This is a genomic window from Pseudomonas sp. 9AZ (assembly GCF_902506525.1).
GTDB lineage: Bacteria > Pseudomonadota > Gammaproteobacteria > Pseudomonadales > Pseudomonadaceae > Aquipseudomonas > Aquipseudomonas peli.
In genome coordinates, this window is record NZ_LR733840.1 from 1,522,993 (window position 1) to 1,542,486 (window position 19,494).

Consider the following 19,494-nt stretch of genomic DNA (forward strand, 5'->3'; position numbering starts at 1 on the left):
CCAAGGGGGTGAGCGTGAGCGATTGCACACAGGACGAGGCACTGTTCAGCAAGGTCTTCGAATCAGCGCCACTGGGCATGGCGCTGATCGACTCGAACGGACGACTGCAGCACATCAATACGGCACTGGCGCAGCTGCTTCAGTGTTCGTCGCAGGCGCTGCTGGGGATGACCTTGGAAGACCTGCTGCACCCGCAGGACCGTGGCGTCTGTCGCTATGCCCGCGAGCAGGCGAGGCGTAAGCAAGCGGATACGCCCTGCGGAGAGGTCCGCCTCCAGCGCGGCGAGGACGATTATCTGTGGTCCCGGCTCAGCCTCTGCCCCGTGTCGACCGGCGACAGCCCCACCAGCCATTACCTGATTCGCGTGGAGCTGCCCCGCACCACCCAGGAACGCGCCGAACAGATCTACCTGCTCAGCTTTGCCCTGGACTACATCACGGACGGCGTGCTGTTACTGGATGATCAGCTCTGCATCCGTTACATCAACGAGGCCGCCAGCCGCCTGCTCGGTCAAGCCAGGCCGTACTTGCTGGGCCAGGCCATTGGCCAGGCATTGGCCCCGCTCGCCCGGCACAGTGACGAGGAGCTGCACGATGTCATCGACAGGCGGCACGCGCTCTCTCTGGACCTGGTCCATCCGGCGGACAACAGCCATCACCACGTCTCGGTCCAGTTCAACCGGTTTCTCTATGACCGACGAGACTACAGCCTGGCGCTTATTCACGATGTCACTGACCAGCAACGCATGGCAGCAACCCTGCTTCAGAGCGAGCGCCAGTTCCGTGTGCTGATTGAAAACACCCACGATGCAATTGGCCGGCTCACCCCAGACTTTCGCTTGATCTATGCCAACCCGGCGCTGGAAGCGCTCTGCCAGCTACCACTGGTCGAGGCCCGGGGCCGTCCGGCACGGGAGGCCTTCGGCGACAATTCGCAAGTCGACATCCTCGCTGACATGGTGCGCGAGGTGGCCAACAGCGCCACCTCAATCGAGCAGGAACTGATCCACGGCATCGACGGCCCGCCCGACCAGCAACATCATTACCTCGTGCAACTGGTCCCGGAACTCAACCCCGACGGCGAGGTGAATAGCGTGCTGTCGATGGCCCGCGACATCACCGGCATCCGCAAGACCGAGCGGCGCCTCTCGGAAAGTAACCAGCAATTGCGTGAGCTGACCAGCCGACGCGAATCGGCTCGCGAGGAAGAGCGCAAACTGATCGCCCAGGAAATCCATGACGAACTGGGCCAGCACCTCACTGCCCTGCGCATGGGCATCTCAATGCTGCGCTTGCAGTTCGGCGAGCAGGCTCCTGGTCTGAACGATAAAGTGTTGCACCTGATGGGCCTGTGCGATCGCACCATCCAGGTGGTCCGCTCCATCGCCACCAGCCTGCGCCCCGCCGCGCTTAATATGGGGTTGTACCCGGCGCTGGAGTGGCTGATTGGCGAGTTCCGCCAGCACAGCCAAATCCACTGCGATTTCACCACCCATACCGGCGAGCCACGGCTTAGCGACGAACAGGCGACGAAAGCCTTCCGCGTGGTCCAGGAAGCCCTCAACAACATTGCCAGGCATTCCGGCGCCAGCCGAGCCCAGGTCAGCCTTGAGCAACTCGATGATGTCTATCGGCTGGACATCACCGATAACGGACGCGGGTTCGACACTGACCTGGTCAATAACCGCTCATTAGGCCTAGCGGGCATGCGCGAACGGGGGATCAGCCTGGGCGGCGAAGTCGTGATTTTCAGCCACCCGGGACAAGGCACCACCGTGCAAGCCACCTTTCCCGCTACGCCCCCCGAGGAGGCACCGTGATCCGTATTCTCATCGCTGACGACCACGCCATCATGCGGGGCGGGCTCAAACAACTGATCGAATTCGATCGACACCTGCAAGTCGTCGCGGAGGCGGAGAACGGCAGCCAGGTGCTCGAGCGGCTGCGCGACAAAGCGGTCGACCTGCTGCTGCTGGACATGAGCATGCCTGGCCTGAGCGGCGAAGACCTGATCGCCCGCATACGTACCCATCACGCCAAGCTGCCTATTCTGGTGCTGAGCATGCACAACGAACCGCAGATCGCCCAGCGCGCACTCAAGGCCGGTGCGGCTGGCTACCTGACCAAGGATCACAACCCGGAAACCCTGCTCGCGGTGATCCACCGCACGGCGGCCGGCGGACGCTACCTAGACCCACGCATCGCCGAACAACTCGCCTTTGCCAGCACCTCAACCGGCGAGAGCACCCTCAAGGACCTCTCGGACCGCGAATACCAGATCCTGCGTATGCTCGCCCAAGGCCTGAGCGTCAACCAGATCGCCGAGCACCTGGTGATCAGCAATAAGACCGTCAGCACCCACAAGGCCCGCCTGATGGAAAAAATGGGCTTCAGCTGCAACGCCGAAATCATCAAGTACGCCATGGCCCAGGGCCTGACCGAGTAGGGAAAACCTTACAAAAAAGCAGAATGTCCCGACGCCATCATCGGAATCCTCCGATAGTTCAGCCCGCCGCCTGACTCCATTCTGACACCAGCCCCGCAGCCCCGCAGCCCGGCATGCGCGGCCCTGGTGTCCAATGGAGCGCGCACGTGACCAATCCGACCTCTTCAGCCCTTTGGCTTCCAACGGCCCTCTCGAGCCTCAGCTGCTTCGTGTTGCTCGGGCTCGCCGCACAAATGCCCTCCACGTATTGGCTGGCCAGCGCACTGCTGCCGGGCGCACTGGTTTACCTGTGTCAGCGCCACGCCGCCGACATCCAGGCCACCGCGCTGCTGCAGGCGCAGCAGCAGGGCGTCGAGCACGGTCAGGCCGAAGAGGCCGCACGCCACGTCGCAGGCCTCCCCGAACTCTGCCGCACCATTACCCCGATCTGGTCGCAGCAGATCGACGCCGCCCGTCAGCACACCCAGACAGCCATCGACGCCCTCAGCGAGCGTTTCACCCACCTGGCGCAGCGCATCAGCGCGGCAGTGGGCACCGGCGCGCAACACGACAATGACACCCTGCTCAACCTGCTGGCCAGCAGTGAGCGCGAGCTGGAGGACATCGTCAGCCAGCTGCGCCAGGCGCTCACCAGCAAAGAAACCCTGCTCGCCGAGGTAATCAGCCTCAACAGCCACACCGCTCAGCTCAGGGCCATGGCCAAGGACGTCGGCGACGTCGCCAAGCAAACCAACCTGCTCGCACTGAACGCCGCCATCGAAGCCGCGCGGGCCGGCGAAGCTGGGCGCGGTTTTGCCGTGGTCGCCGACGAAGTACGCAAGCTTTCCACGCTTTCGGAAGAAACCGGCAGGCGCATCGGCGAGACCATCGAAACCGTCAGCTCCGCCATTGAACGCACCCTGCACGTCTCCAACGAGCACGCCAGCCGCGATGCCAACACCCTGGGTAACGCCAGTGAGGTGATCCGCCAGGTCATTGAAGACTTCCGCAGCGGGGTCACTCGCCTGGTCGCACATGGCAACGCGCTGCACACCCAGAACCAGGCGGTGGGTGACGAGATTTCCGAAGTCCTGGTGGCGCTGCAGTTCCAGGACCGGGTCAGCCAGATGCTTGGCCACATGCGTGATGACATCGAGAAGCTGGGCCTGCACTTGGGCGAGACCACCCAGCACATCGACGCGCGCGACTGGCTGGATGACCTGTCCCACACCTACACCACCCCCGAACAGCACGCCATCCACCATGGCCGTAGCACCCCCGCCGCCAGCAGCGCTGCCGACATCACTTTTTTCTGAGGACAAACCATGGCCAAGACCATTCTCATCGTCGACGACTCCGCCTCCATCCGCCAGGTCGTCGGCATGACCCTAAAAGGTGCCGGGTACGACGTCATTGAAGGTGTCGACGGCAAAGACGCGCTGACCAAGCTCGACGGGCGCAAGGTTCACCTGATCATCAGCGACGTGAACATGCCGAACATGGACGGCATCACCTTCCTGAAAAACGTCAAGCAACTGCCCAACTACAAATTCACCCCCGTGATCATGCTGACCACTGAAGCGGGCGACGGCAAAAAAGGCGAAGGCCAAGCCGCTGGCGCCAAGGCCTGGGTCGTCAAACCCTTCCAGCCGGCACAAATGCTGACGGCCGTCTCCAAACTGATTCTGCCTTAGGCCAGGAGCGATGCCATGTCTGCTACTTCGCTCGCCGACGACACCCGTCACCTGGCACTCGACGGCGCCCTGAGCATCTACACCGCCGCCGATACTAAGCCGCAACTGACCGCCGCCCTGCAGGGTGCAATTGCCCTGCAGATCGACCTGAGCCAGGTTGAAGAATTTGACTGCGCCGGCCTGCAACTGCTGCTGGCGACCCAGGCGCACGCGCAGCGGATGGACATCAGCCTGCGCTTTATCGGCGCCAGCGCACCCATTGTCGAGCTGCTGCACCTGAGCGGCCTGGCCGGGCAACTGCCCATAGAGGAGGCCGGCGCATGAACCTCGACAGCGTGATCGGCACCTTCATCGCCGAAAGCCAAGAGCTGCTGCAGCAGATGGAAGACGCCTTGCTGCAGATTGAACACGCGCCCGATGACGCTGAGCGGATCAATGCGATCTTTCGCACCGCGCACACCATCAAAGGCTCGGCAGGTCTGTTCGGCTTCGACTCCATCGTAGCATTCACCCACGTCGCCGAAAGCGTGCTCGACCGGGTACGCGCCGGCGATGTGCGCTTCAACGGCGACCTCATCGCGCTGATGCTCAACGTGGGCGACCACCTCGCCGGGCTGATCAGCCAGCTCGCCAGCGGCCATGACCTGAGCGACCTGCCAGAGACCACACGGGCAACCGAAGCGGCGTTGACCCGTGAACTGAGCCACTACCTCGAACCGCAGCCGGCCAACACGACACCTGCCGCCGCGCCCGATACCCCCACACCGGTTGCCGGAGCCGGGCACTGGCACCTGTCGCTGCGCTTCGGTGTCGACACCCTGCGCAACGGCATGGACCCCCTGGCGTTCTTGCGCTACCTCGGCACCCTGGGCAGCATCCTGCATGTGGAACCGGTGCTCGACCACCTGCCAGCCCTGGAGGCGCTCGACCCGGAGAGCTGCTACCTCGGGCTGGAAGTGGCGTTCGAATCCCAGGCCGACCAGAGCGCCATAGAAGGTGCCTTTGAATTCGTCCGCGAAGAAGGCAGCATTCGCATACTGCCACCTCAGGCGCCCTTGTCCGCCTTCCGCGAGCTGATCGAAGAACGCGCCGCCGAAGGCACCGCCCAGGTCGAGCGCCTGGTGCGGTGTGGCAGCCTGGCCGCTGACGCCTTCGAGCAGGCCGCGCAGCACACCGACAGCGCACACGAAACCGCCACCACCCGCACCGCCGACACCCCGGAACGTGCCGCCAAGGACAACAGCCGCACCATCAAGGACGCCAACCTGATCCGCGTCGACGCCGACAAGCTCGACCAACTGATCAACCTGGTCGGCGAACTGATCATCGCGGGCGCCAACACCCGCATGCTGGCCCAGCGCAGCAATCTGGCTGACATGTGCGAGTCCGCCGAGACCCTCTCGCGCCTGGTTGAAGAAGTGCGCGACAGCGCCCTGACCCTGCGCATGGTGCAGATCGGCGCCACCTTCAACCGCTTCCAGCGCGTGGTGCGTGATGTCTCCCGCGAGATAGGCAAAGACATCGTCCTGCAGATCAGCGGCGGCGATACCGAGCTGGACAAAACCGTGGTGGAAAAAATTGGCGATCCGCTCACCCACCTGGTGCGCAACGCCATGGACCACGGCATCGAACCGGCCGAAGTACGGCACAGCGCCGGCAAGCCCTTGCAGGGCGTCGTGCGCCTGAACGCTTACCACGAGGCGGGCGGCATCGTCATCGAAGTGTCCGATGACGGCGGCGGTCTCAACCCGCAAAAGATTCTCGCCAAAGCGACCCAGCGCGGCCTGGTCAGCGAGGGCCAGCAGCTCAGTGACAAGGACCTGCTCAACCTGATCTTCGAGCCCGGCTTCTCCACCGCCGAACAGATCAGCAACCTGTCTGGCCGTGGCGTCGGCATGGACGTGGTCAAGCGCAACATCACTGCCCTGCGCGGCACCGTCGAACTCGACAGCGTGCTGGGCCAGGGCACCTGCGTGCGCATCCGTTTGCCCCTGACCCTGGCCATCATTGACGGCTTCCTCATCGGCGTCGGCCAGTCCAGCTATGTGGTGCCGCTGGACATGGTCGAGGAATGCATCGAACTGCCCAGCGCCGAGATCGCCGGGCAGCAGCACCTCGACCTGCGTGGTGAGGTACTGCCCTTCATTCGCCTGCGCCAGTTGTTCGATGACCAGAGCCAGCCGCCACGCCGCGAAAACGTGGTGGTGGTGCGCTATGCCGGCATCCGTGCCGGGCTGGTGGTTGACCAGTTGCTCGGCGAGTTCCAGACCGTGATCAAACCCCTGGGCAAAGTGTTCTGCCAGGTGCCCGCACTGAGCGGCTTCACCATTCTCGGCAGCGGCGCCGTGGCCTTGATCCTCGATATCCCAGGCCTGCTGACGCAGGTCACGCAGCACGCCAATACGCGCATCGCTGGCCAATCCAATGCACTGAGGAGTACCGCGCAATGAACCGCGCCCTTCGCAGCATCGCGCTGCTTGGCTTGGCGTCCCGCCTGGCAGCCATTGCCGGTGGCATTTACGGACGCCTGGGCCGGCCATGCGCTGAGGCGCTTCAACCCCGTGAACTGTGTGTCAGTCGGGCAAACGTTGCTGGCCGTGGGCGCGGACTCATCCGCGTCGGGAGCTGAACCATGCAGAGCCATCTTGAACTGCACGGCCAGACAGAGCCGCAGCGCCAGTACCTGACATTCCGGGTCGACCAGGATCTGTATGGCGTCGCGACCGGCCAGGTGCGTGAAATTCTCGAACTCGACCAGATCACGCTGGTACCGATGATGCCCAGCGTGGTGCGCGGCGTAATCAACCTGCGCGGTGTGATCGTACCGATCATCGATCTGGCAGAGCGTTTTGGCCACGGCCACACACGCCTCGGCGTACGCACCTGCATCGTCATCATGGAAATTCACGAAGACGAGGAAACCCACTTGATGGGCGCCCTGGTCGACGCCGTCAACGCCGTCGTGGAAATCGAACCCAGCGCCATTCGCAAGGCGCCGGCGTTCGGCAGCCGCATTCGCGGCGAGTTTATCGAGGACATGGCCCGTATCGGCGAGCACTTCCTCACCCTGCTGTGCATGGAGCAGGTGCTGTCTGTCACCCAGATCGCCGCCATGGCAGGCCAACTCAGCGAAGTCCCCCATTTTTCATCCGATGCGCGCGCGCGCGCAGGAGCAAGCAAATGACCATCAGCAAAAAGATGATTCTTCTGGTTCTCTCCGCCGTGCTTGGCATCCTTGTGCTGTCCGGCGTGGGCTATCAGCAGATCAACCAGGTGTTCAACGCCGCCAACCACGGCAACATCAATTCAATCCCCAGCCTCGTCGCCCTGGAGAAAATGGGCGGCGCGGTGAACGTCCAGATCCAGCTGGTCTACCGGCACATCCTGACGACCGATGCCGCCGACATGGCGGAACTCGAGCCGAGGATCACCAGCAACCGCAACGAAATCCAGCAATCGATTGAGGACTACACCAAGGTGTTGTCCGACGATCAGGACAAGCAGTTGCTTGAGGCCGACCGCACAGCCATCGTCACCTTCCTGCAGGGTGCTGACGCAGTCCTGGAGTTTTCACGCAAGAACGAGAACGAGGCCGCTCGCAACGCGCTCATCGCCTTGCAGCAGGGGGCCATCGATCCGCTGCATGAAGCCATTCAGAGACACCTGAACTACAACATCGATGCCGCCAACAAGGGCAGCCAGTCGGCGCAGAGCACCCTTGAGCAAGCCACGCTGATCTCCATCGCCGTGTCGCTGGTCACCCTACTGGTCATCAGCCTGATCGGCACGCTGATCACCCGCAACCTGCTGAGCCAGCTCGGCGGTGAACCGCTCTATGCCGCCGACATGGTGAGCCGCATTGCCGCGGGTGACTTGACCGTCAATGTGGAGACCAAGGCCGGTGACACCACCAGCATGCTGGCGGCGATCAAAGGCATGGTGGACAAGCTCGCGCAGATCATCGGTGAGGTGCGCAGCAACGCCGATTCGCTGTCCAGCGCCTCCGAGCAAATTTCCTCTACGGCCCAAAGCATGAGCCAGGGCGCATCGGAACAAGCGGCTTCGGTCGAAGAAACCAGTGCGTCGATGGAGCAGATGTCCGCCTCCATCGCGCAAAACACCGAAAACGCCAAGGTCACTGATGGCATGGCCAGCAAGGCAGCGCGCGAGGCTGACGAGGGCGGTCAGGCGGTGAAGGACACCGTGGCGGCGATGAAGACCATCGCCGACAAGATCGGCATCGTCGACGACATCGCCTACCAGACCAACCTGCTGGCACTCAATGCGGCCATCGAAGCGGCCCGCGCCGGCGAGCACGGCAAAGGCTTCGCCGTGGTGGCGGCGGAAGTGCGCAAGCTGGCCGAACGCAGCCAGGTAGCGGCTCAGGAAATCAGCGAAGTGGCCAAGAACAGCGTCTCGCTGGCCGAGCGCGCCGGCAGCCTGCTCGATCAGATGGTGCCGTCGATCGCCAAAACCTCCGATCTGGTGCAGGAAATCTCCGCCGCCTCCGAGGAGCAGAGCGCCGGTGTCGGGCAGATCAACACGGCCATGAACCAACTCAGCGAGATCACCCAGCAATCGGCCTCCGCGTCCGAGGAACTGGCCGCCACTGCCGAAGAGATGAGCGGCCAGGCTGAACAGCTGCAGCAGTTGATGGACTTTTTCAAAATCCACAGCAGCGGTGGCAGTAAACGTGCTGAGCGCAGTGAGGCGGTCAGGCGCACGCGTGACGACAGCGAGGTCAGCAATACCTCGTTCGCCCTGGAGTCGGCGCCTGGCGGTTTCATCCGCTTCCAACACTGACACCCCATTGGCAGCGGGCACCCTAAGGTGCCCCAGGAGCGACGCATGTCCAGCTTCAACCCAGCGACCGCCACGGACACCCGCCAGCAATACCTGACCTTCACCCTTGGCGAGGCGCTCTTTGCCGTCGGTACGCTGAATGTCCGCGAGATCATCGAATATGGGCACCTCACGCCGGTACCGCTGATGCCACCGAGCATCCTCGGCGTGATCAACCTGCGCGGCGGAGTAGTGCCGATCTTGGATCTGCGTCAGCGCTTCGGTCAGGGGGCCACCCAGGTCAGTCGGCGCTCCTGCATCGTCATCCTGGAAGTCCAGCGCAGCGGCATCGACCAGGTCATCGGCATCGTCGTCGAGGCGGTGAATGCCGTGCTGGAGATTCCCGAACAGGACATCGAACCGCCGCCCAGCTTCGGCAGCCAAATCCCCACCGACTTCCTCATCGGCATGGGCAAGCTCGATACACGCTTGGTGGTGCTGCTCGACATTGGCCGCGTGCTGTCGCTCGATGACCTGCAGTTACTCGCCGGTCGCGAACTGGCCGAATCGGCCTGAGCCCAGGAGCCTGCAATGAGTGTCACCAACCTGAGCAACCGCGAATTCCAGCAGTTTCGCGACATGATCTACGAGATCGCCGGCATCGCCATGGGTGAGGCCAAACGCCAGCTGATCGCCGGTCGCCTGAGCAAGCGCCTACGCCACTATGAGCTGAACAGCTTCGGCGATTATTTTCAGTTGCTGCTCAAGGACCAGGCCGAGTTGCAGACCGCAGTCGACCTGCTGACCACCAACGAAACCTACTTCTTCCGCGAGCCCAAGCATTTCGACTTTCTCCGCGAGCGCCTACAAAACGAACTGCGCAGCACAAGCCAACCGCTGCGCATCTGGAGCGCGGCGTGCTCCAGTGGCGAGGAACCCTACACCCTCGCCTTGCTCCTGGCCGACTGCCTGGGCCCGCGGCCATGGGAGATACTCGCCTCGGACATCAGCACACGCATCCTCGACAAGGCGCGTGCCGGCATCTATCCACTGGAGGATGCCAGTGGCATCCCGCGCGATCTGCTGCATCGCCACTGCCTGCAAGGCACCGGCCAGCATACCGGTCTGTTCACCCTGGAGCCGGCCCTCAAGCAGCGGATCAGCTTTCGCCAGATCAACCTCAACAATGCCTTGCCTGACGTCGGCCTGTTCGACGTGATCTTCCTGCGCAACGTGATGATCTATTTCGACCAACCCACTAAACGCCAGGTGGTCCAACGCCTGAGCGCGCGGCTGCGGCCGGGGGGATACTTCTTCGTCAGCCACTCGGAAAGCCTTAACGGCTTCAGCGACGAGCTGCAGGCCCTGCGTCCCTCCATTTACCGCAAGCCTCATGCATAAGCCCGAGGGCGTTATCGAGATATTCCTGCAACCAGGGGATCTCTACTTCGGTGACCGCCACACGCGCATCCGCACATTATTGGGCTCGTGCGTGTCGCTGGTGCTGTGGCATCCCCACGAACGGCTCGGTGGCATGTGCCATTACATGCTCCCCAGCCGTAACCGCCAGGGTGAGCAACTGGATGGCCGCTATGCCGACGAAGCGCTGCACCTGCTGCTCAAGGAGGTTAATGCCAGTGGCACCCATGCCGAGGACTACCGCATCAGCCTGTTCGGCGGCGGCAACATGTTTGGCGCCCTGACGCCGCGCAACATTGGCGAAACAAACGTCAGCGCAGGCCTGGAACTGCTCGCCGCTCACGGCCTGCGTTGCCACGCCCGGCATGCCGGCGGGCGGGGCTACCGCAACCTGATTTTCGACATACGGAGCGGCCACGTCGCACTGCGCTGCCCCTCTCAACAACAGATCGCTACACGCCGCTATGAGGCGCAACCATCATGAAGAACATCAAGGTGATGATCGTCGACGACTCCGCTGTCGTCCGCCAAGTGTTGAGCGGGAGCCTGTCCGAACACGCGGGTATCGAGGTGATCGGCACAGCTGCCGACCCCCTCTTCGCCCTGGACAAGATGCAACGTAACTGGCCTGACGTGATTGTCCTGGACGTGGAAATGCCGCGCATGGACGGCATCACCTTCCTCAAGAAGCTGATGGCCGAACACCCGACGCCCGTGGTGATCTGCTCGACCCTCACCGAGAGAGGCGCAGCCACCACCATGGAAGCCATGGCAGCAGGCGCGGTGGCCATCGTCACCAAGCCACAAGGTGGCCTGCGCCAGTTCCTGCTGGAGGCCACCGAGGAGCTGGTCAGCGCCATTCGCGCCGCCTCACAAGCGCGGCTCAAGCGCCTCACGCCCGCATCACCGCCCGTACAGCCAACCCCGAAACTTAACGCCGACGCCATACTCGCCCCGGGCAGTGGCAACGCCATGACCCGCACCACCGAGCGCATCATCGCCCTTGGCACCTCCACCGGCGGCACACAGGCCCTGGAATACGTGCTCACTGCGTTGCCACGCGTCTGCCCGGGCATCGTAATCGTTCAGCACATGCCCGAACGCTTCACCGCAGCGTTCGCCGAGCGCCTCAACGGCCTCTGCCAGATCGAAGTAATAGAAGCCCGCAATGGCGACCGCGTTATACCCGGGCGCGCCCTGATCGCCCCCGGCGGACGCCATATGCTGCTCAAGCGCAGTGGTGCGCAATACCTGGTCGAAGTGGTCGACGGCCCACCCGTGTCCCGTCATAAACCCTCGGTCGACGTGCTGTTTCGCTCCACCGCCCGCGCCGCCGGGGCCAATGCCACCGGCATCATCATGACCGGCATGGGCGACGACGGCGCCCGTGGCCTGCGCGAAATGCACGACGCCGGCGCCCTCACCCTCGGCCAGGACGAGGCCAGTTGCGTGGTCTATGGCATGCCCAGAGAAGCGATGAAGCTCGGCGCGGTCAACCGCGAGATTGCGCTGGAGCAAATCCCCGCCTACATCCTGCGCAGCGACCGCCCCTAACCAGCAGCCTTTCCCCACATACCCTGCCGGGCGTAGAATCAAGCGATTCATCGCCTGGCACCCCCCGGCGGACCCGTGAGCTCCGGCTGCCCGAACGGTGATCCCGTTTCGTCATGCAGCCCCACAACCCTGCGGCGACCTGCCGCCCAACGACGCTCACCGCACACATACCCCGAATTAGTCGCAGGAAACCGCCATGCCTGATTACCGCTCGAAAACATCTACCCACGGCCGCAACATGGCCGGCGCCCGTGCCCTGTGGCGCGCCACCGGGATGAAGGACGAAGACTTCAAGAAGCCGATCATTGCCATTGCCAACTCCTTCACCCAGTTCGTGCCCGGCCACGTGCACCTGAAGGACATGGGCCAGTTGGTCGCCCGCGAGATCGAAAAGCACGGCGGCGTGGCTAAAGAATTCAACACCATCGCGGTCGACGACGGCATCGCCATGGGTCACGACGGCATGCTCTATTCGCTGCCGAGCCGCGAGATCATCGCCGACTCCGTGGAGTACATGGTCAACGCCCACTGCGCCGACGCCATCGTCTGCATCAGTAACTGCGACAAGATCACCCCCGGCATGCTGCTGGCATCGCTGCGCCTTAACATCCCGGTGATCTTCGTGTCCGGCGGGCCGATGGAAGCGGGCAAAACCAAGCTGGCCAGCCACGGTCTGGACCTGGTCGACGCCATGGTGATCGCCGCAGACGACACGGCCAGTGACGAAAAAGTCGCCGAATACGAGCGCAGCGCCTGCCCGACCTGCGGCAGCTGCTCCGGCATGTTTACCGCCAACTCGATGAACTGCCTGATGGAAGCCCTGGGCCTGGCCCTGCCGGGCAACGGTTCGACCCTGGCCACCCACAGTGACCGCGAGCAGCTGTTCCTGCAAGCCGGGCGCACTGCCGTCGAGTTGTGCAAGCGCTACTACGGTGAAGGCGACGCCTCGGTGCTGCCGCGCAACATCGCCAACTTCAAGGCGTTCGAGAACGCCATGACCCTCGACATCGCCATGGGTGGTTCAACCAACACCATCCTGCACCTGCTGGCCGCCGCACAGGAAGGCGAAGTCGATTTCGATCTGCGTGATATCGACCGCCTGTCGCGCAAAGTGCCGCAGCTGTGCAAAGTTGCGCCGAACATCCAGAAGTACCACATGGAAGACGTGCACCGCGCCGGCGGCATCTTCAGCATCCTCGGTTCGCTGGCCCGTGGCGGCCTGCTGCACACCGACCTGCCGACCGTACACAGCACGTCCATGGCCGAAGCCATCGCCAAATGGGACATCACCCAGACCGACGATGAAGCCGTGCATACCTTCTTCCGTGCAGGCCCGGCCGGCATCCCGACCCAGACCGCGTTTAGCCAGAGCACCCGCTGGGACACCGTGGATGATGACCGTGAAAACGGCTGCATCCGCAGCGTCGAGCATGCGTACTCGCAAGAAGGCGGCCTGGCCGTGCTCTATGGCAACATCGCTGTCGACGGCTGTGTGGTGAAAACTGCCGGAGTGGATGAGTCCATCCACGTCTTCGAAGGCACCGCGAAAATCTTCGAGAGCCAGGACAGCGCCGTGCGCGGCATCCTCGCCGACGAAGTGCAGGCTGGTGACATCGTCATCATCCGCTACGAAGGCCCGAAAGGCGGCCCGGGTATGCAGGAAATGCTCTACCCAACCTCGTACCTGAAATCCAAAGGCCTGGGCAAAGCCTGCGCACTGCTCACTGACGGCCGCTTCTCCGGTGGTACCTCGGGCCTGTCCATCGGCCACGCCTCGCCGGAAGCCGCAGCAGGTGGTGCCATCGGCCTGGTGCGCGAAGGCGACAAGATCCTGATCAACATCCACGAGCGCTCGATCAACCTACTGATCAGTGATGAAGAGCTGGCCGCACGCCGCGTGGAACAGGACAAGAAAGGCTGGAAGCCGGTGGAAGTACGTCCGCGCAAAGTCACCACGGCGCTCAAGGCCTACGCCCTGCTCGCCACCAGCGCCGACAAGGGTGCGGTACGTGACAAGGCATTGCTGGACAAACTGGTGCCGTAAACCAACACGCAGCAGACACAAGCCCGGCCTAGTGCCGGGCTTTTTGTTTTCAGCTGACGCCCATGTAGCGCCCGGCGCGGTGGTTGATCGCCAGTACCATATTCAGCGCCAGGGCGCCGAGTATCGACAGCGCCACCTTGTCCAGCGGCACAACCATTACCGCGCCCAGCACGATCAGCACATCGATGGCCATCTGCACCTTGCCGGCGCGCAGGCCGAAACGCTCCTGCAGGTACAGCGCGAGGATATTCACCCCACCGAGGCTGGCGCGGTGACGGAACAGCATCAGCAGCCCCAGCCCCATGGCGAAGCCACCGAACAGCGCGGCATACACAACATTCAGGTGGGTGAAACCAATCCACTGCGGCGTCAATTCAGCCAACAGCGAGACCATGCCCACGGCGCAGAAGGTGCGCAGTGTAAAAGGCCAGCCCATGCGCCAGATGGCCAAGGCGTAGAACGGCAGGTTGATCAGAAAGAACACCAGACCAAACGGCCAACCGAGCAGGTACTTCATCAGAAAGGCCAAACCCACGGTGCCGCCAGTCAGCAAACCGGCCTGGCTGTAGAGGGTGATGCCCAGCGCCACCATGGCGGTGCCCAGCAGCAGCGCCAGGCCGTCCTCCCAGAGCGGGTGGCGAATAAAGATCGCGGCAATACGATCCGGCTCGGCGTGATCGGCATCAGCGTCATGCATGGAGAACAACCTGTAGAGGGCAAACGACAAGAGACAGCGTAGCGGCCAGCAAGGCAGCGCCTGGCATGGATTAACGCGACACAACGACGATGAGCAGCGTGACACGCTCTTCCGGCGGCCACCCTGGCGGAGATCAATGCTGCACAGAAAAACTCAGCCCGAACGGGCTATTTGCGATCCCACACTTCAAACACATAGCCCGGCGTTTCCAGGCCTTCGGGGTGTTCGATGGCGGAAGACAGGTGCCAGCCAGCCTCATCCACGTCAGGGAAGTAGGCATCGCCCTGAGGGCTGATGCCGACGCGGGTCAGGTACAGGCGTTCGGCCTGGGCCAGGCCCAGTTCGTACAACTGCGCACCACCGATCAGCATCAGTTCCTCGGCATCCTCTTCGCGCGCCCAGGCTTCAGCCCGCTCAAGCGCGGCGTCGAGGCTGGCGAACACTTCTGCACCTTCCAGCTGCAAGCCGGGCTGACGGCTGACCACCAGATTAAGCCGACCCGGCAAGGGGCGACCGAGTGAATCCCAGGTCTTGCGACCCATGATGATCGGCTTGCCGAGGGTCAGCGCCTTGAAGTGCTTGAGATCCGCCGGCAAATGCCAGGGCAGTTGGTTATCGCGGCCAATGACGCGGTTTTCCGCGAGGGCGGCGATCATGCAGAGAGGCAGAGAATTTTTCATAGCCGCGAGAATACCGTCTGCGTAGCGATCATTGAAGCCTTCCCCGGAACAGACTCAGTACGCTTAACCATCCTGGCGCTTACCCACCACGCGGTTGCGCCCCTGCTCCTTGGCCAGGTAGAGCGCGACATCTGCCAGGCGCAAGGCATCGCCCAGACTCTGATGCGGCTGCGGGGTCAGGTAGGCCATGCCGATGCTCAGCGTAACCACGCCAGCGGCATCCGAATGAGCATGCGTCAGGCCCAGACCTTCGATGGCGCTGCGAATGTCCTGCAGAATCGCCAGCAGTTGCGCTTCCTCCAGGCCATACCAAACGCCGACAAACTCCTCCCCGCCATAACGTGCCGCGCAATCCAGCGGCCGCCGGGCATACTCGCCGATCACCCGGGCCACCTGGCGCAACGCCTCGTCGCCGGCAGCGTGGCCATAGTGGTCGTTGTAACGCTTGAAGAAGTCCACATCCATCATCACCATGCCCAGGGCCTGCTTATCGCGCTGCGCCTGACGCCAGCTGCGCTCGGCACGCTCACTAAAGGCGCGACGGTTAAGCAGTCCGGTGAGGAAATCCTTCTCGGCCAGGTCCTGCAGCAGCCCATTGGCCAGGAAGTTCTGCCGCGTGGCGTACTCGAGGGAATAGCAGCCCACCGAGCCAATGATGTTGGCCAGCGCCAGGAAAAGGGCGTTGCTCAGCAGCAATTCGCCAGCTAGCCCCAGGCTCAATTCCACCGCCAGATAGGCGAAGAAAGTCAGCCAGCCGCACAACACCGCAGTGGTGAAGCGCAACCCGGTGAGGAAATAGAAGAACACCGTGACCAGAATGATGCCCTCATAGGGCAGCGCAAAGTGGTGATAACGGGCCAGGCCAATGATGCCCGCCACTGCCAGGCCGGAGAGCAACGCCACAATGCCGCCAATCAGCTGTAAATGATCACGCAAACCCGGTCGGTAGGTGGCCAACCAGGCCAGGAGCAGCATCGGCTGGATGACCCCCAGACGTAGGGCAAGTATCCGACCACTCAGTGGGTCCGGCAGGTTGATCGCATCCAGTAACACAAACAGCAGCGCCATCAGTGTCGCCACCAGCAATGACCAACGCATACGCCGTAGGAACACATTGGCGTGATAGCGCTTGAACGCCTGCTCCAGTTCATCGTCAAAACTCAGCGCACGAAATCCCTGCTGATGCTGACGCAGATAGGGCGAATCCTGATTGACCCAATCCAGATGCGGTAACTTCACGATGGCACTCGCTTTTATTGTTATGCATTCAGGGGCTGGTGATCGATACATGCAGCCGCCCGCTGACGACAGACTAGCTGGACTGGCCACAGTAGTACACGCATGCACCGCGGTGCCATGTACCGGCCGCTGCGGTTATGCTCTGGCTTCCACTCAGCTATGGAACACCGCGTGAGCCCACTCAACACCCCCACGCCCAGCCGACTGCAGCGCCTCTGGCTCAGTGAAACCATTCGCTTGCGTGAGGAGCATGCCGGCCCGCTGGACGACAGCGAAGCCAACCGCCGCGCCCAGGCCAAAGGTGGGGCACTCGCTGAGCGCATCCAGAATCGTGCCTGGCTGCTCGCCGAACGCGACGGCCAGGTATCGGCGCTGCAGCATTGGTTACACGGCGCACGCCTGGCTGGGTTGTTGCTGGTGCTGCTGGCCATCCTCAGCGGCAGCGGCTTGGCGGTGGCAGCGTTGGGCGATGGTTTGCGCCCGGTCAATGTGTTCTGGGCCCTGGGCAGCCTGCTCGGGCTGAACCTGCTTCTGCTGCTGGGCTGGGCGCTGGGTCTGCTGCTAAGCCGCGACAGCGCAGGTGCCCTCGGTCATCTGTGGTTATGGCTGAGCGCCAAGCTCGCCCGCGACGCCCAAGCCGCACAACTGGCCCCTGCTCTGCTGTTGATGCTGCAACGCCAACGCCTCAGCCGCTGGGGGCTGGGCGTACTGGTGCAGGGTTTCTGGCTGCTGACCTTAATCACCGCACTGCTGACCTTGCTGGCTCTGCTGGCCACCCGCCGTTATGGCTTTGTCTGGGAAAGCACCCTGCTCGGCGGCGACAGCTTTATCGCCATGACCCAAGCCATCGGCAGCCTGCCGGCGCTACTGGGTTTTAGTCTGCCGGATGCTGAGTTAATCCGCGCCAGCGGCGACAGTGCCCTGGCCAACGAAAGCGCGCGACTAAGCTGGGCCGGCTGGCTGGTGGGTGTGCTGGTGGTCTACGGCATACTGCCGCGCCTGGGCCTGCTGCTGCTCTGCCTGTGGCGCTGGCGCCGCGGTTGTGCGGCGCTGAGCCTGGACCTCAGTTTGCCGGGCTACAGCCTGCTGCGCGAACGCCTGCAACCGAGCAGCGAACGCCTGGGCGTGTGCGATGAGGCTCCGACGCAGCTGCATCAGCCGCAGGGCGGCAGCCTTACCGAAGGTAGCCAGGGCGCGCTGCTGGTAGCCGTCGAGCTGGACCCGCAACGCAGCTGGCCACCCGCGCTACCCAAGGGCATCGGCGATGCCGGGGTGATTGACAGCCGCGAACAGCGCAACCAACTGCTCGACCAGCTCAACCGCTTCCCGCCGGCACGCCTGCTGATTGCCTGCGACCCGCGCCGCTCGCCGGATCGCGGCAGCCTGGCGCTGCTCGGCGAACTGGCGCGCAGCGCAGCCGCCACACGGATCTGGTTACTGCCACCACCGCCTGGCGAAGCCCTCGACAGCGCCCGTTTGGGCGACTGGCATCGCGCCCTAGAGCAATTGCAGCTGAGCTTCAGCGACAGTGCACCGTTCAGCTGGCTGGAGCATGGCCATGACTAAAGCCCTTAAGCTGGCCGTGGTCGGCCATACCAATGTCGGCAAGACCTCGCTGCTGCGCACGCTGACCCGCGATGTCGGCTTTGGTGAGGTGTCCCATCGCCCCAGCACCACTCGCCACGTCGAAGGCGCACGGCTGTCGGTGGACGGCGAGGCGCTGCTGGAGCTGTACGACACCCCCGGTCTGGAAGACGCCATCGCCCTGCTCGATTATCTGGAACGCCTGGATCGCCCCGGCGAACGCTTGGACGGTCCGGCAAGGCTGGCGCGCTTTCTCGACGGCAGCGAGGCGCGCCAGCGTTTCGAACAGGAAGCCAAGGTACTGCGCCAGCTGCTGGCCTCGGATGCCGGCCTCTATGTGATCGATGCGCGCGAGCCGGTGCTTGCCAAATACCGTGATGAGCTAGCGGTGCTGAGCATGTGCGGCCGGCCCTTGCTGCCGGTGCTGAACTTCGTCAGCAGCAGCCAACACCGCGAGCAGGATTGGCGCGATGCCCTGGCGCGCCTCGGCCTGCATGCCCTGGTGTGTTTCGACAGCGTGGCGCCGCCGCTGGATGGCGAGCGTCGCCTATACGACAGCCTGGCGCTGCTGCAGGAAAAGGCTCGCCCGCAACTGCAACGGTTGATCGACGATCACCTGGCGCAACGCCAATTGCGCAAAAGCAGTGCTGCGCGACTGATCGCCGAACTGCTGCTGGACTGCGCCGCCTGCCGCCGTAGCGTGGCCGCGCAAGCGGTGCTGGAACAGGGTGCAATCCGCGACCTGCATCAAACCATTCGCCAGCGCGAACAACGCTGTGTGGAAGCCCTGCTGCGCCTGTACGCCTTCCGCCAGGATGATGCCAAGGCCGGTGACCTGCCCTTGCTCGACGGTCGCTGGGGCGACGACCTGTTCAACCCGGAAACCCTCAAACAGCTCGGTATCAATATCGGCGGCGGCATGGCGGCTGGCGCGGCCACCGGGGTGGGCGTTGATCTGCTGGTCGGCGGCATCACCCTCGGCGCGGCGGCGCTGATCGGCGCCGTGCTCGGCGGCAGCGCGCAAACCCTGCGCGGCTATGGCGCGCGGCTGAAAGGAAAACTCAAGGGCCAACGCGAGTTGACCGTGGACGACGCCGTGCTGCGCCTGCTCGCGCTGCGTCAACAGCTGCTACTGCAAGCACTGGAAGCCCGTGGCCATGCCGCGGTCGAGGCCATCAACCTGAGTACGCCGCAGGACACCAGCTGGCGCGAAGGCAAGCTACCGGAGGCCCTGCACAAAGCCCGCGCGCATCCCGAATGGTCATCCCTCAACGCCGGCGCGATGCTGGAAGACGGAGAGAGGCAGGAGCAGGTGCAGCAGTTGGCGACAGAGCTGCTCTAGCTCTAAGACAGCGCGGCCATGGCCGCGATTAACG

Annotated in this window: 18 protein-coding genes; 15 read left to right on the forward strand and 3 right to left on the reverse strand. The window is 63.5% G+C overall.

Annotated features, from left to right (window positions below; genetic code table 11):
- Nucleotides 1–14: 14 nt before the first annotated feature.
- From ALTER154_RS07130 to ilvD, 13 genes are all read left to right on the forward strand, one after another.
- The gene (locus ALTER154_RS07130; RefSeq protein WP_256665616.1) at nucleotides 15–1,820 is read left to right on the forward strand and encodes a PAS domain-containing protein; all 1,806 of its coding nucleotides are present in this window, start codon (nucleotides 15–17) and stop codon (nucleotides 1,818–1,820) included.
- Nucleotides 1,817–2,446: a response regulator transcription factor gene (locus ALTER154_RS07135; RefSeq protein WP_160085830.1), complete on the forward strand. Its 630-nt coding sequence runs from the start codon at nucleotides 1,817–1,819 to the stop codon at nucleotides 2,444–2,446. The genes ALTER154_RS07130 and ALTER154_RS07135 overlap by 4 nt, the downstream gene beginning before the upstream one ends.
- 233 nt (nucleotides 2,447–2,679) lie before the next feature.
- Nucleotides 2,680–3,741 (forward strand): methyl-accepting chemotaxis protein, encoded by a 1,062-nt coding sequence (locus ALTER154_RS07140; protein WP_256665691.1) that lies wholly within the window; start codon nucleotides 2,680–2,682, stop codon nucleotides 3,739–3,741.
- 9 nt (nucleotides 3,742–3,750) lie between these two features.
- Nucleotides 3,751–4,119 carry a response regulator gene (locus tag ALTER154_RS07145; protein ID WP_090250236.1) on the forward strand — a complete coding sequence of 123 codons (369 nt, stop codon included), beginning with the start codon at nucleotides 3,751–3,753 and terminating at the stop codon, nucleotides 4,117–4,119.
- A 15-nt stretch (nucleotides 4,120–4,134) separates the two neighbouring features.
- Nucleotides 4,135–4,443, forward strand: a complete 309-nt coding sequence (locus ALTER154_RS07150; protein ID WP_160085831.1) for a lipid asymmetry maintenance protein MlaB — start codon at nucleotides 4,135–4,137, stop codon at nucleotides 4,441–4,443.
- On the forward strand, nucleotides 4,440–6,569 hold the full coding sequence (locus tag ALTER154_RS07155) for a chemotaxis protein CheA (protein ID WP_160085832.1): 2,130 nt from the start codon (nucleotides 4,440–4,442) through the stop codon (nucleotides 6,567–6,569). The genes ALTER154_RS07150 and ALTER154_RS07155 overlap by 4 nt, the downstream gene beginning before the upstream one ends.
- A gap of 182 nt (nucleotides 6,570–6,751) precedes the next feature.
- On the forward strand, nucleotides 6,752–7,303 hold the full coding sequence (locus ALTER154_RS07160; RefSeq protein ID WP_160085833.1) for a chemotaxis protein CheW: 552 nt from the start codon (nucleotides 6,752–6,754) through the stop codon (nucleotides 7,301–7,303).
- A complete protein-coding gene (locus ALTER154_RS07165; RefSeq protein WP_160085834.1) occupies nucleotides 7,300–8,922 on the forward strand; it encodes a methyl-accepting chemotaxis protein in 1,623 nt (540 codons plus the stop codon). Before ALTER154_RS07160 ends, ALTER154_RS07165 begins: the two co-directional genes overlap by 4 nt.
- Before the next feature lie 45 nt (nucleotides 8,923–8,967).
- A complete protein-coding gene (locus tag ALTER154_RS07170) occupies nucleotides 8,968–9,477 on the forward strand; it encodes a chemotaxis protein CheW (RefSeq protein WP_160085835.1) in 510 nt (169 codons plus the stop codon).
- Nucleotides 9,478–9,492: 15 nt separating this feature from the next.
- Entirely contained in the window at nucleotides 9,493–10,302 is an 810-nt protein-coding gene (locus tag ALTER154_RS07175) for a protein-glutamate O-methyltransferase CheR (RefSeq protein WP_160085836.1), read from the forward strand.
- On the forward strand, nucleotides 10,295–10,804 hold the full coding sequence (locus ALTER154_RS07180) for a chemotaxis protein CheD (protein WP_160085837.1): 510 nt from the start codon (nucleotides 10,295–10,297) through the stop codon (nucleotides 10,802–10,804). The genes ALTER154_RS07175 and ALTER154_RS07180 overlap by 8 nt, the downstream gene beginning before the upstream one ends.
- Nucleotides 10,801–11,874, forward strand: coding sequence for a chemotaxis response regulator protein-glutamate methylesterase (locus ALTER154_RS07185; protein ID WP_160085838.1), 1,074 nt, complete (start codon nucleotides 10,801–10,803; stop codon nucleotides 11,872–11,874). Before ALTER154_RS07180 ends, ALTER154_RS07185 begins: the two co-directional genes overlap by 4 nt.
- A 196-nt stretch (nucleotides 11,875–12,070) precedes the next feature.
- Nucleotides 12,071–13,918, forward strand: coding sequence for a dihydroxy-acid dehydratase (ilvD, locus tag ALTER154_RS07190; protein ID WP_090250257.1), 1,848 nt, complete (start codon nucleotides 12,071–12,073; stop codon nucleotides 13,916–13,918).
- Between the two features lie 49 nt (nucleotides 13,919–13,967).
- On the opposite strand, the gene ALTER154_RS07195 is transcribed toward ilvD, so the two are convergent.
- The 3 genes from ALTER154_RS07195 to ALTER154_RS07205 form a co-directional block, all read right to left on the reverse strand.
- The gene (locus ALTER154_RS07195) at nucleotides 13,968–14,615 is read right to left on the reverse strand and encodes a YitT family protein (RefSeq protein WP_160085839.1); all 648 of its coding nucleotides are present in this window, start codon (nucleotides 14,613–14,615) and stop codon (nucleotides 13,968–13,970) included.
- Between the two features lie 167 nt (nucleotides 14,616–14,782).
- Nucleotides 14,783–15,295: a dihydrofolate reductase gene (locus tag ALTER154_RS07200; protein ID WP_160085840.1), complete on the reverse strand. Its 513-nt coding sequence runs from the start codon at nucleotides 15,293–15,295 to the stop codon at nucleotides 14,783–14,785.
- Nucleotides 15,296–15,358: 63 nt separating this feature from the next.
- On the reverse strand, nucleotides 15,359–16,534 hold the full coding sequence (locus tag ALTER154_RS07205) for a diguanylate cyclase (protein ID WP_160085841.1): 1,176 nt from the start codon (nucleotides 16,532–16,534) through the stop codon (nucleotides 15,359–15,361).
- A gap of 159 nt (nucleotides 16,535–16,693) precedes the next feature.
- On the opposite strand from ALTER154_RS07205, the gene ALTER154_RS07210 reads away from it, so the two are divergent.
- Nucleotides 16,694–18,100, forward strand: coding sequence for a DUF2868 domain-containing protein (locus tag ALTER154_RS07210; protein ID WP_160090052.1), 1,407 nt, complete (start codon nucleotides 16,694–16,696; stop codon nucleotides 18,098–18,100).
- Entirely contained in the window at nucleotides 18,093–19,460 is a 1,368-nt protein-coding gene (locus ALTER154_RS07215) for a DUF3482 domain-containing protein (protein ID WP_160085842.1), read from the forward strand. Before ALTER154_RS07210 ends, ALTER154_RS07215 begins: the two co-directional genes overlap by 8 nt.
- Nucleotides 19,461–19,494: the final 34 nt, after the last annotated feature.